Annotated in this window: 18 protein-coding genes; 5 read left to right on the forward strand and 13 right to left on the reverse strand. The window is 62.7% G+C overall.

What is annotated here, in order from left to right; translation table 11 throughout:
- Positions 1–72: 72 nt before the first annotated feature.
- Together dxs and AC07N4_RS25090 are read left to right on the forward strand one after the other, a co-directional pair.
- Positions 73–1,971: a 1-deoxy-D-xylulose-5-phosphate synthase gene (dxs, locus tag AC07N4_RS25085; protein WP_273540951.1), complete on the forward strand. Its 1,899-nt coding sequence runs from the start codon at positions 73–75 to the stop codon at positions 1,969–1,971.
- A gap of 139 nt (positions 1,972–2,110) precedes the next feature.
- Positions 2,111–3,994 (forward strand): TonB-dependent receptor domain-containing protein, encoded by a 1,884-nt coding sequence (locus AC07N4_RS25090; protein ID WP_493066438.1) that lies wholly within the window; start codon positions 2,111–2,113, stop codon positions 3,992–3,994.
- A 3-nt stretch (positions 3,995–3,997) separates the two neighbouring features.
- Here the strand turns inward: AC07N4_RS25090 and AC07N4_RS25095 are convergent, their stop codons facing one another.
- From AC07N4_RS25095 to nrdR, 12 genes are all read right to left on the reverse strand, one after another.
- Complete coding sequence (locus tag AC07N4_RS25095) at positions 3,998–4,798, reverse strand: cobalamin-binding protein (RefSeq protein ID WP_493066437.1); 801 nt, start codon at positions 4,796–4,798, stop codon at positions 3,998–4,000.
- The gene (locus AC07N4_RS25100) at positions 4,798–5,217 is read right to left on the reverse strand and encodes an MFS transporter (RefSeq protein WP_096820755.1); all 420 of its coding nucleotides are present in this window, start codon (positions 5,215–5,217) and stop codon (positions 4,798–4,800) included. The genes AC07N4_RS25095 and AC07N4_RS25100 overlap by 1 nt, the downstream gene beginning before the upstream one ends.
- Complete coding sequence (gene ribA / locus AC07N4_RS25105) at positions 5,214–5,831, reverse strand: GTP cyclohydrolase II (protein WP_065259552.1); 618 nt, start codon at positions 5,829–5,831, stop codon at positions 5,214–5,216. Before ribA ends, AC07N4_RS25100 begins: the two co-directional genes overlap by 4 nt.
- Positions 5,832–5,964: 133 nt before the next feature.
- Positions 5,965–6,702: a substrate-binding periplasmic protein gene (locus AC07N4_RS25110; protein WP_096820754.1), complete on the reverse strand. Its 738-nt coding sequence runs from the start codon at positions 6,700–6,702 to the stop codon at positions 5,965–5,967.
- Positions 6,703–6,730: 28 nt separating this feature from the next.
- A complete protein-coding gene (locus AC07N4_RS25115; protein WP_096820753.1) occupies positions 6,731–7,234 on the reverse strand; it encodes a phosphatidylglycerophosphatase A family protein in 504 nt (167 codons plus the stop codon).
- Positions 7,231–8,196 (reverse strand): thiamine-phosphate kinase, encoded by a 966-nt coding sequence (gene thiL / locus AC07N4_RS25120; RefSeq protein ID WP_493066436.1) that lies wholly within the window; start codon positions 8,194–8,196, stop codon positions 7,231–7,233. Before thiL ends, AC07N4_RS25115 begins: the two co-directional genes overlap by 4 nt.
- An 18-nt stretch (positions 8,197–8,214) precedes the next feature.
- Positions 8,215–8,715, reverse strand: a complete 501-nt coding sequence (nusB, locus tag AC07N4_RS25125; RefSeq protein WP_096820751.1) for a transcription antitermination factor NusB — start codon at positions 8,713–8,715, stop codon at positions 8,215–8,217.
- Positions 8,712–9,188, reverse strand: coding sequence for a 6,7-dimethyl-8-ribityllumazine synthase (gene ribH, locus AC07N4_RS25130; protein WP_003228649.1), 477 nt, complete (start codon positions 9,186–9,188; stop codon positions 8,712–8,714). Before ribH ends, nusB begins: the two co-directional genes overlap by 4 nt.
- A 91-nt stretch (positions 9,189–9,279) precedes the next feature.
- The gene (gene ribBA / locus AC07N4_RS25135; protein WP_065259547.1) at positions 9,280–10,371 is read right to left on the reverse strand and encodes a bifunctional 3,4-dihydroxy-2-butanone-4-phosphate synthase/GTP cyclohydrolase II; all 1,092 of its coding nucleotides are present in this window, start codon (positions 10,369–10,371) and stop codon (positions 9,280–9,282) included.
- Positions 10,372–10,387: 16 nt separating this feature from the next.
- Positions 10,388–11,053 carry a riboflavin synthase gene (locus AC07N4_RS25140; protein ID WP_102620871.1) on the reverse strand — a complete coding sequence of 222 codons (666 nt, stop codon included), beginning with the start codon at positions 11,051–11,053 and terminating at the stop codon, positions 10,388–10,390.
- Between the two features lie 47 nt (positions 11,054–11,100).
- Positions 11,101–12,234 carry a bifunctional diaminohydroxyphosphoribosylaminopyrimidine deaminase/5-amino-6-(5-phosphoribosylamino)uracil reductase RibD gene (gene ribD / locus AC07N4_RS25145; RefSeq protein ID WP_493066435.1) on the reverse strand — a complete coding sequence of 378 codons (1,134 nt, stop codon included), beginning with the start codon at positions 12,232–12,234 and terminating at the stop codon, positions 11,101–11,103.
- A complete protein-coding gene (gene nrdR / locus AC07N4_RS25150; RefSeq protein WP_003228656.1) occupies positions 12,231–12,695 on the reverse strand; it encodes a transcriptional regulator NrdR in 465 nt (154 codons plus the stop codon). Before nrdR ends, ribD begins: the two co-directional genes overlap by 4 nt.
- A gap of 128 nt (positions 12,696–12,823) precedes the next feature.
- Between nrdR and AC07N4_RS25155 the strand changes: the two genes are divergently transcribed.
- Genes AC07N4_RS25155 through trxA form a run of 3 tightly spaced genes read left to right on the forward strand, consistent with a single transcriptional unit; the run spans position 12,824 to position 14,853 of the window.
- A complete protein-coding gene (locus AC07N4_RS25155) occupies positions 12,824–13,288 on the forward strand; it encodes a YbaY family lipoprotein (RefSeq protein WP_102620892.1) in 465 nt (154 codons plus the stop codon).
- On the forward strand, positions 13,285–13,941 hold the full coding sequence (locus AC07N4_RS25160; RefSeq protein ID WP_085712325.1) for a class I SAM-dependent methyltransferase: 657 nt from the start codon (positions 13,285–13,287) through the stop codon (positions 13,939–13,941). The genes AC07N4_RS25155 and AC07N4_RS25160 overlap by 4 nt, the downstream gene beginning before the upstream one ends.
- 39 nt (positions 13,942–13,980) lie before the next feature.
- On the forward strand, positions 13,981–14,853 hold the full coding sequence (gene trxA, locus AC07N4_RS25165; RefSeq protein WP_096820749.1) for a thioredoxin: 873 nt from the start codon (positions 13,981–13,983) through the stop codon (positions 14,851–14,853).
- Between the two features lie 4 nt (positions 14,854–14,857).
- Here the strand turns inward: trxA and AC07N4_RS25170 are convergent, their stop codons facing one another.
- Positions 14,858–15,214, reverse strand: coding sequence for a hypothetical protein (locus AC07N4_RS25170; RefSeq protein WP_493066434.1), 357 nt, complete (start codon positions 15,212–15,214; stop codon positions 14,858–14,860).
- Between the last annotated feature and the right edge of the window lie 28 nt (positions 15,215–15,242).

Here is a 15,242-nt window from a genome sequence, read left to right on the forward strand (position 1 = left end):
GACCAACGCGTGGGCAGGGGACGATGCATCAGGTAAACTGCCGCATCTTTTATACCTATAACGATTCGCCTGATGCCCACGACGTTCCATGAGATTCCCCGCAAGCGCCCGACCACGCCCCTGCTCGACCGCGCGAACACGCCGGACGGCCTGCGCCGGTTAGGCGAAGCCGAGCTGGAAACCCTGGCTGATGAGTTGCGCCTGGAATTGCTCTACACGGTCGGCCAGACCGGTGGGCATTTCGGTGCCGGCCTGGGCGTCATCGAGCTGACCATCGCGTTGCATTACGTCTTCGACACCCCGGACGACCGGCTGGTGTGGGACGTCGGTCATCAGGCCTATCCGCACAAGATCCTCACCGGTCGCCGCGAGCGCATGGAAACCCTGCGCCAGAAGGACGGCATCGCTGCCTTCCCGCGTCGCTCCGAGAGCGAGTACGACACCTTTGGCGTCGGCCACTCCAGCACCTCGATCAGTGCCGCGCTGGGCATGGCCATCGCCGCCCGTCTGCAGAACAGTGATCGCAAGGCGATTGCCGTGATCGGTGACGGCGCATTGACCGCCGGCATGGCCTTCGAGGCGCTGAACCATGCGCCGGAAGTGAACGCCAACATGCTGGTGATCCTCAACGACAACGATATGTCGATCTCGCGCAACGTCGGCGGTCTGTCGAATTATCTGGCGAAGATCCTTTCCAGCCGCACTTACGCGAGCATGCGTGAAGGCAGCAAGAAAGTCCTGTCGCGCCTGCCCGGCGCCTGGGAAATCGCCCGTCGCACCGAAGAATACGCAAAAGGCATGCTGGTCCCCGGCACCCTCTTCGAAGAACTGGGCTGGAACTACATCGGCCCGATCGATGGCCACGACCTGCCGACCCTGATCGCCACCTTGCGCAACATGCGCGATCTGAAAGGCCCGCAGTTCCTGCACATCGTCACCAAGAAAGGCAAAGGCTTCGCCCCGGCGGAAGTCGACCCGATCGGTTACCACGCCATCACCAAGCTCGAACCGCTGGGCGCCCCGGCCGCTGCGCCGAAGAAGGCCGGCGGGCCGAAGTATTCCGGCGTGTTCGGTGAATGGCTGTGCGACATGGCCGCTGCCGACCCGCGTCTGGTGGGCATCACCCCGGCGATGAAGGAAGGTTCGGATCTGGTGGCGTTCAGCGAGCGTTTCCCGCTGCGCTACTTCGACGTGGCGATTGCCGAGCAGCACGCCGTGACCCTCGCGGCCGGCATGGCCTGCGAAGGCGCCAAACCGGTGGTGGCGATCTACTCGACGTTCCTGCAACGCGGCTACGACCAGTTGGTGCACGACGTTGCGGTGCAGAACCTCGACGTGCTGTTCGCCATCGACCGCGCCGGTCTGGTGGGCGAAGACGGCCCGACCCACGCCGGCAGTTTTGATCTGTCGTTCCTGCGTTGCATCCCGGGCATGGTCATCATGACCCCGAGCGATGAAAACGAACTGCGCAAGATGCTCACCACCGGTCACCTGTACAACGGCCCGGCGGCGGTGCGTTACCCGCGCGGCACCGGCCCGAACGCGACCATCGAGAAGAACCTCGAACCGATCGAGATCGGCAAGGGTGTGGTTCGTCGTCAGGGCAGCAAGGTCGCCCTGCTGGTGTTCGGCGTGCAACTGGCCGAAGCGCTGAACGTCGCCGAAACCCTGGACGCGACCGTGGTCGACATGCGTTTCGTCAAACCGATGGACGAAGCGCTGGTGCGTGAAATCGCCGCCAGCCACGACCTGCTGGTGACCATCGAAGAGAACGCGATCATGGGCGGTGCCGGTGGCGCGGTCAGCGAATTCCTCGCCCGCGAGAACATTCTCAAGTCGGTGCTGCATCTGGGCTTGCCGGACGTTTACGTCGAGCACGCCAAACCGGCGCAGATGCTGGCCGAGTGCGGGCTGGACGAGGCCGGGATCGAAGCGGCGGTGCGTGAGCGCCTGGAGCTGCTTAACAAGTAAAACGCAATGCCCATGTGGGAGCGAGCCTGCTCGCGATAGCGTACTGTCAGTCACTTCAATGCCGACTGACACACCGCAATCGCGAGCAGGCTCGCTCCCACATTGATTTGCGCACACCGGAAATACCAACGGAATACCGATGAACCTCTCGCGTCTCGCCCTGCCCCTTCTCCTGCTGCCAACCGCCAACGCCCTCGCCGACACTTTCGAACGCGACCAGGCCCTGAAGCTGCCGGACGTGCTGATCAGCGCCAACCGCCAGGTGGAAGCCCGTAACGACAGCAGCGCCGCCAACACCGTGTTCACCCGCGAAGACATCGAGCGCCTGCAACCGAGCAGCGTCACCGACCTGCTGCAACGGGTACCGGGCGTGCAAGTGGCGCAAACCGGCGGGCGCGGCAGTCTGCCGGGGATCTACATTCGTGGTACCCAATCGGCGCAAAGCCTGGTGCTGGTCGACGGCCAGCGCATCGGCAACTCCACCTCCGGCGACAGCAACCTGCAACACCTGAACATCGAGCAAATCGAACGCGTCGAAGTGCTGCGCGGTTCGCGTTCAGTGATCTATGGCAGCGATGCAATTGGCGGGGTGATTCAGATCTTCACCCGGCGCGGCGGCGAACAAGGCTTGCAGCCGCGGATGCATGTCGGATTCGGCAGCCATCAGATCTGGGAGCGCAGTGTCGGCCTGTCCGGCGGCGACGAGAAAACCCGCTTCAACCTCGGTGCCAGCCTCGATGAAACCGCCGGTCTCGACCGCACCCACGAGTCGTATCCCAGCGACAGCGACCACGACGCCTACCGCAACAAATCCATCAGTCTGAGCCTCAGCCATGCGCTGACCGATGATGTCGAAGTCGGCGCCAACCTGCTGGATAACCGTGGCAAAAGCGAGTTCGACAACCCGTTCGGACGCTTCGACCCAGTCACCTTCGACTCCGTCCAGCAGCAGCCCTACAGCGATTTCACCGTCAGCAGTTTCAGCAGCTACATCGACGCGCGGATCAACGAGCGCTGGAAATCGCGTCTGGAACTCGGCCACAGCGAAAACCGCGAGAAGACGTTCGACAAGCTCAGCGACGAACGCTCGGTGTTCAACACCTACCGCGACTCGGTGACCTGGCAGAACGACCTGACCCTGGATGCGCGCAACAGCCTGATCCTCGGTGGCGACTGGTATGAAGACCGAGTCAACAGCAGCACCGCGTTCGACGAGGACAGCCGCTGGAACCGTGCGGCCTTCATTCAGCATCGCTTCCAGGCCGACAGTTTCTCCACCGAACTCGGCCTGCGCCGTGACGACAATCAGCAGTTCGGCGGCCAGAACAGCTGGAGCGGCACGCTGACATTGCCGGTCAACCCGGACAACGATCTGCTTCTCAGCTACAGCGAAGGCTTCCGTGCACCGACCTTCAACGACCTGTATTACCCGGACTTCAGCAACCCGGATCTGAAACCGGAAACCTCGAAAAGCTACGAGCTGCAATGGCGCAGCCAGTTGAGTGACAGCAGCCGCCTCGAAGCCTCGCTGTATCGGACAGACCTGGAAGACGCGATCATCTTCGGCAGCAACTCACGCCCGGAAAACGTCGCGTCGGCGCGGATCAACGGCTTTGAGGCAGCGCTGAAACAGGAACTGCTGGGCTGGCAGAGCAACCTCGGCGTCGCAATCATCGACCCCCGCGACCGCGACACCGGTCACACCCTGGCGCGCCGTGCACGCCGGACGCTGAGCTGGGATCTGGATCGACAATTCGATCGTCTCGGTCTCGGTGCCAGTTGGCAGGCCGTCAGCAGCAGTTATGACGACCTGAACAATCAACAACCATTGGGTGGTTATGCGCTGCTCGGACTGCGCAGCAGCTGGGCGCTGAACCGTGAAATCAAGCTGGATTTCAAGGTGGATAACCTGCTGGACAAGGGTTACAGCCGAGCGCTGTACAGCCATGACGGCAGTCAGTATGGCTATCGCGAGGAAGGTCGGGCGTTCATGTTCGGGGTGACCTGGACGCCACAGCTGTAGCGGTCAACGGTCTGGCGCAATCAGTTGGCAGAGTTTGGCGGTCGCCTCGATCATCTGCCCGCTCGGACGCTCCAGACCTTTGTCGGTGACCAGCAGCAACTGCCTGTGCTCGACCGCTGCCACCTGCGGCCAGGCGCTCCATGCGTTCAGTTGTGACTGGTCGCCGGCCAAAATCACTTCGGGGTCACGCTGTAAAACAGCTTCGATGCTCACCTGCGGCGCCGGCAATGTCAGGTCGGCAAACACATTGCGTGCACCGCACACTTCAAGCGCATCGCTGATGATCTGCCCGCCACCGACGGTGTACAGCGGCTTGTCCCAGACCTGGTAGAACACCCGCAACGGCGTTTCCCGCCGATAGCGTTGGCGCAGCTCGTCGAGCTTGCGCCGCAACCCAGTCGCCCGCTCAACCCCGCGCTCAGGGCGACCAAGCTGCGCAGCGATGGCTTCGATCTGCGTGATCAACTGCTCGAAACTGTGGGGTTCGGCAACGAAGGTCGGGATGTTCAGGCGTTTGAGCTGATCACGCTGTGCTGGGCCGACACTGCCGGGCCACAACAGCAACAAGTCAGGCTTGAGGCTGAGCAGCCGTTCCATGTCGAGCTGACCATAACGGCCCACCGAAGGCACATCCTTGATCGCAGACGGCCGGTCACCGGCATCCAGCACACCCACCAACAGATCGGCCGAATCCAGCTCGACGACGATTTCAGACAAGGATGGCGCGAGACTGACCACTCGCAGAGCGGCCAGGGTTTCGCTGCTGACGGCCAGTAGCAGAACCGCCAGCCAGAGACGACGCATCAACCGAGTTGACGCGGGATACGGTAGAGGTAGAACAGCACCGCCGTGGACAGCGCCAGCAACATCAGCGGCACGGCCTCCAGGCCGACGAACACCGCCAGTGCACCGATCCACGCCGGCAACCCCGCCACCAGAAACGCTGTGCGACGACGAGCCGCAAGGGCTATCCACGCAGCGGGTTCTTCAGGGGTATCGAGGGCTTTTTGCGTGGCGATCAGCGCATGTTTGTAACGGCCGAAAAACTTCAGGCTGACAAACATCGAGGCCACACCGGCAATGAAAAACGGCATCGCCAGCACCGGCATGATCGCTTCGCTCTCGCCGAACACGGCATTGAGAACAAACAGCGGCACCAGCGCCAGCGCCAGGTATTTCCACCAGGCGACTGACAGACGGCGCCGCACCTGACCGCGAGTCACGCCCGGTCTACCTCGCCCTGATGTTCGTTGCCCATCATGTGGTCGAGTTTGCTGGCTTTGGTCGCCAGGTAGAGTTTGTTGTGCGGGTTGTGGCCTGTGTGCAGCGGCACGCGCTCGGCGACGACGATATTCATGTCGGTCAGGGCTTTGACCTTGCGCGGGTTGTTGGTCATCAGGCGCAGGGATTTCACGCCCAGATGCTCAAGCATCGGCAGGCACATGGCGTAGTCACGCTGGTCGGCGGCAAAACCCAGACGCTCGTTGGCTTCAACGGTGTCGGCACCGCCGTCCTGCAATTCGTAGGCACGGATCTTGTTCAGCAGGCCGATGCCACGGCCTTCCTGACGCAGGTACAGCAACACGCCACGACCTTCACGGGCGATCGCCTTGAGGGCGGCCTCCAGTTGCGAGCCGCAGTCGCAACGCTGACTGAACAAGGCATCGCCGGTCAGGCATTCGGAGTGCAACCGGCCGAGTACCGGGGCACCGTCGGCAATCTCACCCAGGCTCAGCACGACGTGCTCGCGGCCGGTGGCTTCATCGAGAAAACCGTGCATGGTGAATTGCGCAAAAGGCGTTGGCAGCTTGGAAGCGGCGACAAAAACGACAGGCACCGGTGTGCTCCTGATCTAAAAAGTCTGAAGATTCGCTGGGCGGCATTGTAACAGCAGGTTCCTGCAGGCGCTTAGGCTGAATTATCGGCCATAACGATCAAAAAGTTTGATAACAGGCCCGACATCATCGCGTTTACTCGAACGGATACGGCTGCTTCCAGTGCTCGAAGATCGGTTTCAGCTCGCCGCTTTTCACCAGTTGTTCCATGCGCTGGTCGTAGATCGACATCAGTGCGCGGGCCTGCGGGGTGTCGGCGAAACCGAGGTACAGCGGCAACTCTGCCAGATGCGAGTAATGGTATTGCGAAGGGTCGGCGGCGTTTCTCACCACCGCTTCGATTTCCGTCAGGGCATCGATGTAGTAATCCGCCCGCCCCTGCTTGAGCATCGACAGGATTCCGGTGCGGCGCTCGATCTGGTTGAAGCGCTTGACGTTCGGCAGGTAGGTTTCATACCGATAACCCCGCACCCAGGCCAGTCGGTACTTGCCAAGGTTCGCCTGGGTCGGCGACGGGTTGCTGGCAAGGCCGAGTGCGTAGATGTGGTCGGAATCGAAGTTCCATTTCGGGTACAGCACCTGCTCGGCTTCACCGCGATAGGAACCGACCAGTGCGTCGACTTCCTTCAGTTGCACCAGGCCCACCGAACGGGTGTACGGCACGGAGCGGATATCCAGAGTCACACCGGCCGGCTCGAACACTTTGCGCAACACGTCCCAGCCCAGGCCGTGGCCATCGGCAGCGGTGTAGTCTTCCCATTCTTCGCTGGCCAGGTGAATGACCGACGGCGTTGCGTCCTGCGCCTGCGCCACCGCACCGGCCAGCACACCCAGCAGGGTAAAAAACAGTATCGCCAAGCCGCGTCGAGCCATCCCTGTGTCCCTCATCCACGCCTTGAAATCAGGCGAAAATCCACACCAGTCCCTGCATCGCCAGCCAGGCGAACACGCCCGCCAGCACGTCGTCGAGCATGATGCCGACGCCGCCATGCACATGCCGGTCGATCCAGCGGATCGGCCATGGCTTGAGGATGTCGAAGAAGCGGAACATCAAAAACCCGGCGAGCAACCAGTACCAGCCTTCCGGCACCAGCCACAGGGTGATCCACATCCCGACCATTTCGTCCCAGACGATGCCTTCGTGGTCGTGTACCCGCAGATCGTCGGCGACCTTGCCGCACAGCCAGAAGCCGAACAGCATGGTGATCCCGAGCATCAGCCAGTAACCCCAGTCGGGCAACATCTGCCACAACGGAATAAAGGGTAGCGCAACTAACGAGCCCCACGTGCCCGGTGCTTTCGGCAAGGTGCCGGAACCGAAGCCGAACGCGAGGAAATGCCAGGGGTTGCGCCAGACCGACGGCGGAACGAACTCGCCGGGAACCTGTTTCGGGTGATCTGTCACGGTGACTCCTGAAAATGTTGATAACCCCGGATTTGCGGGGTGATGTCATGCCCTTCGCGATCCAGCAGCACCACGCCCTGCCCCTCTGCCACGCGCCCGATCACATGGATCGGCCAGCCATCGGCCAGCAGCGCCGGCAATACGACGGACGGCAAGGTAAAGGCCAGCACGTAATCATCGCCACCGCTCAGCGCCGCACGTTCGGCGCCGCGCTGACCGAGAAACGCCACCAGCGCCTCCGACAGCGGCACGCGCTCACGCTCGACTTCAAGGCGAACCTTCGAGGCCAGTGCAATGTGGCCGCAATCGGCGAGCAAGCCATCGGAGATATCCAGCGCCGACGTAGCCTTGCCACGCAAGGCCTGACCGAGGGCGAGTTGCGGTTGCGGCGACCAGTAATGATCGAGCAACGGCTGTGCGATGTCCGGCTCGGCTTCGCGCTGGCCGAGCACCAGCGGCAAGGCCCCTGCGGCATTGCCCAGTTCGCCGCCGACACACAGCAGATCGCCCGGCTGCGCGCCGCTGCGGGTCAGGGCCTTTCCGGCCGGGACGCGACCGAACACGGTGACGGTCAGGCTCAACGGCCCGCGAGTGGTATCGCCGCCAACCAGCGCCACGCTGCAGCTTTGCGCCATACGGTTCAAACCACGGGCATAGGCTTGCAGCCAATCGGCAGTCACCGTCGGCAAGGTCAGGGCAAGGGTAAAGGCAACGGGCGTGGCGCCCATGGCAGCCAGATCGCTGACCGCCACGGCCAGCGAGCGCTGACCGAGCAGAAACGGATCGCAGGGATCGGCGAAATGCACGCCGGCCACCAGCGTATCGGTGGAAATCGCCAGCTGCTCCCCGGAAGGAACCGCCAGCAAGGCGCAGTCGTCGCCGATCCCCAGTGCAACGCCTTCGCCACCCTGCGCACAAGGCGCGGCGGCGAAGAAATTGCGGATCAGCTCAAACTCGCCCATTGCGATATCAAGCGCTGATCAGCGCTTGAACGCCTTGACTTCAGCTTCACGCAGGCGCGGAGCCAGCTTGTCGAGAACGCCGTTGACGAACTTGTGGCCGTCGGTGGAACCGAACACCTTGGCCAATTCGATACCTTCGTTGATCACAACGCGGTACGGCACGTCGACGCGCTTGAGCAGCTCCCAGGTGGACAGACGCAGAACCGCCAGTTCAACCGGGTCCAACTCTTCGATCGCCAGATCCAGGCAAGGCGTGAGCGCGTTGTCGATTTCGGTGCGGCTGGCCGGAACCCCGTGCAGGATTTCGCGGAAATACGCGCCATCGACATCGGTAAAATCGTTATCGACCCGGAATTGCGCTTCGATCTCGTTCAGCGAAGCCTTGGCCATGTGCCATTGATACAGAGCCTGAGTCGCGAGCTGACGGGCTTCGCGGCGCTTGACGCTCTTCGATGGCTTGCCGGCATCCGCAGGTTTCGGATCGCGCGGGTTGAAACGATCGCTTTCGTCGCTAATCACTTGGCCTCCAACTGCGCCAGCAGGCTGACCATTTCCAGAGCGGACAGGGCAGCTTCAGCACCTTTGTTGCCGGCTTTGGTGCCGGAACGTTCGATGGCTTGCTCGATGGAATCAACGGTCAGGACGCCGAAAGCGACCGGTACGCCGAATTCCATGGACACCTGGGCCAGGCCCTTGGTGCACTCGCCAGCCACGTATTCGAAGTGCGGAGTGCCGCCACGAATGACCGCGCCCAGGGCGATGATTGCTGCGAACTCGCCTTTCTGGGCGACTTTTTGCGCAACCAGCGGGATTTCGAAGGCGCCAGGTGCGCGGATGATGGTGATGTCGCTTTCGCTCACGCCGTGGCGAACCAGGGCATCAACTGCACCGCTGACCAGGCTTTCAACCACGAAACTGTTGAAACGGCCCACTACCAAAGCGTAGCGGCCTTTAGGGGCGATGAAGGTACCTTCGATGGTCTTCAGGGTCATTCGTCAGATCTCTTAAAGAGCCGGGACGCGTCTGTTTCGCGTCCCTCAGTGATTTATTTGCCGCGAATTCGGGTCCGGAAACAACCGGTCATTATTCGGAGGGCACGTATTCTACAACTTCCAGATCGAAACCGGATATCGCATTAAATTTCATCGGTGCCGACATCAAGCGCATTTTGCGTACGCCGAGGTCACGCAGGATCTGCGAACCGGCACCGACGATGCTGTAGGTGGTCGGTTTTTTCACCGCCGCCTGATCGCCGGTTTCGCGGATATGCGCCAGCAACACGTCGCCATCGAGCGGGTGACCGAGCAGCAGCACCACACCGCTGCCGGCCTCGGCAACCGCAGCCATGGCGGCGCGCAGGCTCCAGCGGCCCGGTTGCTTGACCATCAGCAGGTCGCGCAGCGGGTCCATGTTGTGCACACGAACCAGGGTCGGTTCTTCGGCGCAAACGGTGCCCAGGGTCAGTGCCATGTGCACGTCGCCTTCCACGGAATCACGATAGGTCACCAGGTTGAATTGGCCCAGTTCGCTGTCCAGTGGCTGCTCGGCAATCCGCTGAACGGTACGTTCGTGGATCATCCGGTAGTGAATCAGGTCGGCGATGGTGCCGATCTTAATGTTGTGTTCGGCCGCGAAAGCTTCCAGTTCGGCGCGACGGGACATGGTGCCGTCGTCGTTCATCACTTCGCAGATCACGCCGCTCGGCTCGAAACCGGCCATGCGTGCCAGGTCGCAAGCCGCTTCGGTGTGACCGGCGCGCGCCAGGGTGCCGCCGGCCTGAGCCATCAGCGGGAAGATGTGGCCCGGGCTGACGATGTCTTCGGCTTTCGCGTCTTTCGCCGCAGCCGCTTGCACGGTGCGCGCGCGGTCAGCGGCGGAGATGCCGGTGGTCACGCCTTCGGCGGCTTCGATCGACACGGTGAACTTGGTGCCGAAACCGGAACCGTTGCGCGGTGCCATCAGCGGCAGCTTCAGGGTTTCGCAGCGCTCGCGGCTCATCGGCATGCAGATCAGGCCACGGGCGTGCTTGGCCATGAAGTTGATGTGCTCGGCCTTGCAGCATTCGGCGGCCATGATCAGGTCGCCTTCGTTCTCGCGGTCTTCGTCATCCATGAGGATGACCATCTTGCCTTGGCGGATGTCTTCAACCAGTTCTTCGATGCTATTGAGCGCCACAAGGCACCCCCTTCAGTCAGGATTTGAGGTAGCCGTTGGCGGCCAGAAAGCTTTCAGTGATCGTACCGCCGGCGGTCGGCTCTGCAGCCTTGTCGCCCAACAGCAGGCGTTCGAGATAACGCGCCAGCAAGTCGACTTCCAGGTTCACCCGGCGACCTGGCTTGTAGGACGCCATGATGGTTTCGCTCAAGGTGTGCGGGATGATCGTCAGCAGAAATTCGGCGCCATCGACCGCGTTCACGGTCAGGCTGGTGCCGTCGACGGTGATCGAGCCTTTGTGGGCGATGTACTTGGCCAGCTCTTTCGGCGCGCGGATGCGAAATTCCACGGCGCGGGCATTGTCGCTGCGCGAGACCACTTCGCCGACACCGTCGACGTGACCGCTGACCAGATGTCCGCCGAGACGGGTGGTCGGGGTCAGGGCTTTTTCCAGGTTGACCGGGCTACCGCTCTTCAGGTCATTCATGGCGGTGCAGTCGAGGGTTTCGCGACTGACGTCGGCGGCAAAGCCGTCGCCCGGCAGCTCTACAGCGGTCAGGCACACGCCGTTGACCGCGATGCTGTCGCCGAGTTTGACGTCGCTCAGGTCGAGCTTGCCGGTTTCGACATGCACCCGCACATCACCGCCCTTTGGGGTCAGTGCGCGGATACTGCCGATGGATTCGATGATGCCGGTAAACATGGGGTTCTCCTTGAGAACGAAGCCAGCGCTAACGCGATGGCCGGGAATTATACGCTCGCCGATGAGACAGGGATTGCAGTGACTCGCCAGTCATCGCCAACCGCGCGAATTTCAGTGATTTTCAGCTCCGGCGCATCCTTCATATAGGCTAGCGGCCAGTCCAGCAACGGACGCGCCGTGGAGCCGAGAAACTTGCCGGCGATGAAGATCACGAACTCGTCGACCAGACCGAGCTGGGCAAACGCACCGGCCAGTCGCGGACCGGCCTCGACCAGCACTTCGTTGACGCCACGGCTGGCCAGTTCAATCAGCAATTGGCGCAGATCGACCTGACCGTCATCACCCGGCACGATCAGGCATTCCGGGCCGTGGGCGTACTGTTCTTCGATGGCCACGCAGGTGGCGACCAGCGCCGGGCCGGCCTTGAAGAACGGCGCATCCAGCGGTACTCGCAGGCGCCCGTCAATCAGTACCCGCAGCGGCGGACGGCTCAGGGCCAGCGCGGTTTGCTCGGCATCCAGACCCAGCTCATCGCCGCGCACGGTCAGTCGTGCGCCATCGGCCAGCACCGTATCAGCGCCGGTCAGCACCACGCTGGCCTGGGCGCGCAAACGCTGCACCGCCGAACGCGCGGCAGGCCCGGTGATCCATTGGCTCTCGCCGCTTTCCATCGCTGTGCGGCCGTCGAGGCTCATGGCCAACTTGACCCGCACGAACGGCAAGCCGTGCTCCATGCGTTTCAGAAAACCTTGATTGAGCTTGCGTGCTTCGGCTTCCAGCACGCCGCTTTCGGTGGCGATGCCGGCATCGGCCAGACGCTGCAATCCGCGTCCGGCGACTTGCGGATTGGGATCGCGCATCGCCGCAACCACCCGGCCGACACCGGCATTCACCAGCGCATCGGCGCAGGGCGGCGTGCGGCCGTGATGGCTGCAAGGTTCGAGGGTGACGTAAGCGGTCGCGCCCCGGGCCAGCTCACCGGCGGCGCGCAGGGCGTGGACTTCGGCGTGGGGTTCGCCGGCACGCTCATGCCAGCCTTCGCCGACAATCTGCCCGTCGCGCACGATCACGCAGCCGACCCGTGGATTGGGATGGGTCGTGTAATGCCCTTTGCGCGCCAGTTCCAGGGCCCGGGCCATGAAGTGGGCGTCGAGGATGGCCTGTTCGGCGGCGCTGGTCATTCTTTCACCGGTTCACGGGCGAGGCGGTCGATCTCTTCGCGGAACTCGTTGAGGTCCTGGAAGCGGCGATACACGGAAGCGAAACGGATGTAGGCGACTTCATCGAGCTTTTGCAGCTCGGCCATCACCAGTTCGCCGACCACGAGGGATTTGACCTCGCGTTCGCCGGTGGCGCGCAGCTTGTGTTTGATGTGCACCAGCGAGGACTCGAGACGCTCGACGCTCACCGGACGTTTCTCCAGGGCGCGCTGCATGCCGGCGCGGAGTTTTTCTTCGTCGAACGGTTGGCGGCTGCCGTCGGTTTTGATCAGGCGCGGCAACACCAGTTCGGCCGTCTCGAACGTCGTGAAACGTTCGCCGCAGGCCAGGCATTCACGCCGGCGGCGCACCTGTTCGCCCTCGGCGACCAGACGCGAGTCGATGACCTTGGTGTCGTTGGCACCGCAGAAGGGACAGTGCATGGTGGCTGGCAACAAAAAAAGGGAGGGCCATGGTAGCGCATCCCGGTGGCAAGACAAGCCATAGGCTTTGCGGTATACAGACTGCCATGATCGTTTGATCCATGGATTTCATTTTGCTGGAGCCGCCAATGTCGTTACGACCGCTCGTTTTGCTCAGTGTTTTCAGCCTGCTGGTGGCCTGTGGCAGCGACGCGCCCAAGCCGCAGCCACCAACGCCGGGCCCGGCACCGCAACAGGCGCAGAAAAAGGCCAAAGAAGCGGCCGACCTCGGCCCGCTGCCCGCGTATCAACGGGAACTGAGCGGCACCCTGCAAGGCGTGCCGGCTGGCGCCGAAGTCGAACTGGCGCTGCTGGTGATCGACGAGAAAGGTCGCCCACAGCAGTTACTCGCCAGTTCCAGTCTGATCGGCAACAACCAGGTTCTGCCGTTTCGCCTGCGTTTCAACCCTGACGCCTTCCCGGCCGGCGCGCGGGTCGAACTGCGGGGCCGCGCCACTCAATCCGGCCAGTTGATCCTGCACCTGCCGTCGCAGACCATCAGCCAGCCGACCACCCAGGCGCTGGGCCAACTGCAATTTGTCAAAGCCCCATGAATGCACCGTTAGACCTGCAACAGGCGCTGGGCGAGTTGCTCGGTGATGCCCGGCTGGTGGCCTGCCCGCTGCCGGACACTGATCTGAAACTGTGGCTGATCGACGGCGACAACATGGCCCGGGAGTTCAGCCCGGACGAAACCCGGCGAATCCTGCACGAACCGCCGTACTGGAGTTTCTGCTGGGCCAGCGGCCTGGCGGTGGCGCGTTACCTGGCGGAATTTCCCGAGTGGGTGCGTGGCAAACGCGTACTGGATTTCGGCGCCGGTTCCGGGATCGCCGGGATTGCCGCCGTGAAGGCAGGAGCACTGGAAGTGGTGGCCTGCGACCTTGATCCGCTGGCGATTGCCGCCTGCCGGGCCAACGCTGAACTCAATGACGTGCAGATGAGTTATTCCACGGACTTCTTCGCCGAGGCGGATCGCTTTGATCTGATCCTGGTGGCCGACGTTCTGTACGACCGTGAGAACCTGCCGCTGCTCGATGCGTTTCTCAGTCGCGGTCGCGAAGCATTGGTGGCGGATTCGCGGGTCAGGGATTTCCGTCATCCGCTGTACCGGCGGATCGAAATGCTCGAAGCCATGACCCTGCCGGATCTGGCCGAGCCCGAAGAGTTTCGCCATGTCAGCCTCTACCATGCGGCCCGCGCCTGACCGTATAGTTGCCCCATTCACGCTTTTACGAGATACCCCATGAGTCAGCAAACGCCGTACATTTTCGACGCCACGACGGCCGACTTCGACCAGTCGGTGATCGAGGCCTCCTTTCAAAAACCGGTGCTGGTGGATTTCTGGGCCGAATGGTGCGCGCCGTGCAAGGCGTTGATGCCGATGCTGCAAGGGATCGCCGAGAGCTATCAGGGCGAGTTGCTGCTGGCCAAGGTCGACTGCGACGTCGAGCAGGACATCGTCGCCCGCTTCGGTATCCGCAGCCTGCCGACCGTGGTGCTGTTCAAGGACGGTCAGCCTGTGGACGGTTTCGCCGGGGCCCAGCCGGAATCCGCCGTGCGCGCCCTGCTCGAACCGCATGTGAAGATGCCGCCACCAGCCGCCGCTGATCCATTCGAACAGGCTCAGGCGCTGTTCGACGAAGGCCGTTACGCCGATGCCGAAGCCGCGCTGGTGGTGATGCTCAATGAAGACAACACCAACGCCAAGGCGCTGATTCTCTACGCCCGCTGCCTGACCGAACGCGGTGAACTGGGCGAAGCGCAAGCAGTGCTCGACGCGGTCAAGAGCGACGAGCACAAGGCTGCACTGGCCGGTGCCAAGGCACAGATCAAGTTCCTCGGCCTGGCCCGCGACCTGCCGGACGCCGCCGACTTGAAAAGCCGTCTGGCGCAGAACCCGCAGGACGATGAAGCGGTGTATCAACTGGCGATCCAGCAACTGGCCCGCCAGCAATACGAAGCGGCGCTGGACGCGCTGCTCAAGCTGTTCATCCGAAATCGCAGCTACGGCGAAGGCCTGCCGCACAAGACCTTGCTGCAAGTGTTCGAACTGCTGGGCAACGATCACCCGCTGGTGACCGCTTACCGTCGCAAGGTGTTTGCGGCGCTGTACTAAGCGCTTACTCGATCCAGCTGTAGAGCGGCGTATCCCCGCCGCTCGCCACTTTCACATCCGACGAATGCCGCAGGCGCACCAGCAAGCGCTTGCCCGCCGCCGCACTGCCGGTCAGCCCTTCGAGCTGATCCAGCAGCTCCGGCCCGCTGAGTTGCCCGGCCTTGCGCAACAGATCCCTGGCGACCTGCCACAACGCGTCATCCTGATTGACCGGTTTCGCCACAGGCGCCGCCGCTGTTTGCGGCTGGGCCGGCTGCACCTGCAAGCCAAACTGCGCACCGAGCCGCGCCCAATCGCTTTCATCCAGTTCCAGGGTCAAATCCACCGGCAACTCACCGACGGTTCCGCGTATCCGCAACATAACTTCGCTCCCGCACATTTCTGACCTG

This window comes from Pseudomonas sp. GW821-FHT09E04, assembly GCF_059416185.1.

Excerpts from the sequence above, each read along its gene's own strand:
- ribD (WP_493066435.1), bottom strand. The coding sequence starts at position 12,234 with ATGACCAGCGCCGCCGAACAGGCCATCCTCGACGCCCACTTCATGGCC.
- AC07N4_RS25090 (WP_493066438.1), top strand. The coding sequence starts at position 2,111 with ATGAACCTCTCGCGTCTCGCCCTGCCCCTTCTCCTGCTGCCAACCGCC.
- thiL (WP_493066436.1), bottom strand. The coding sequence starts at position 8,196 with ATGGGCGAGTTTGAGCTGATCCGCAATTTCTTCGCCGCCGCGCCTTGT.
- AC07N4_RS25155 (WP_102620892.1), top strand. The coding sequence starts at position 12,824 with ATGTCGTTACGACCGCTCGTTTTGCTCAGTGTTTTCAGCCTGCTGGTG.
- AC07N4_RS25170 (WP_493066434.1), bottom strand. The coding sequence starts at position 15,214 with ATGTTGCGGATACGCGGAACCGTCGGTGAGTTGCCGGTGGATTTGACC.
- trxA (WP_096820749.1), top strand. The coding sequence starts at position 13,981 with ATGAGTCAGCAAACGCCGTACATTTTCGACGCCACGACGGCCGACTTC.
- ribH (WP_003228649.1), bottom strand. The coding sequence starts at position 9,188 with ATGACCCTGAAGACCATCGAAGGTACCTTCATCGCCCCTAAAGGCCGC.
- AC07N4_RS25140 (WP_102620871.1), bottom strand. The coding sequence starts at position 11,053 with ATGTTTACCGGCATCATCGAATCCATCGGCAGTATCCGCGCACTGACC.
- nrdR (WP_003228656.1), bottom strand. The coding sequence starts at position 12,695 with ATGCACTGTCCCTTCTGCGGTGCCAACGACACCAAGGTCATCGACTCG.
- AC07N4_RS25160 (WP_085712325.1), top strand. The coding sequence starts at position 13,285 with ATGAATGCACCGTTAGACCTGCAACAGGCGCTGGGCGAGTTGCTCGGT.
- AC07N4_RS25095 (WP_493066437.1), bottom strand. The coding sequence starts at position 4,798 with ATGCGTCGTCTCTGGCTGGCGGTTCTGCTACTGGCCGTCAGCAGCGAA.
- AC07N4_RS25110 (WP_096820754.1), bottom strand. The coding sequence starts at position 6,702 with ATGGCTCGACGCGGCTTGGCGATACTGTTTTTTACCCTGCTGGGTGTG.
- dxs (WP_273540951.1), top strand. The coding sequence starts at position 73 with ATGCCCACGACGTTCCATGAGATTCCCCGCAAGCGCCCGACCACGCCC.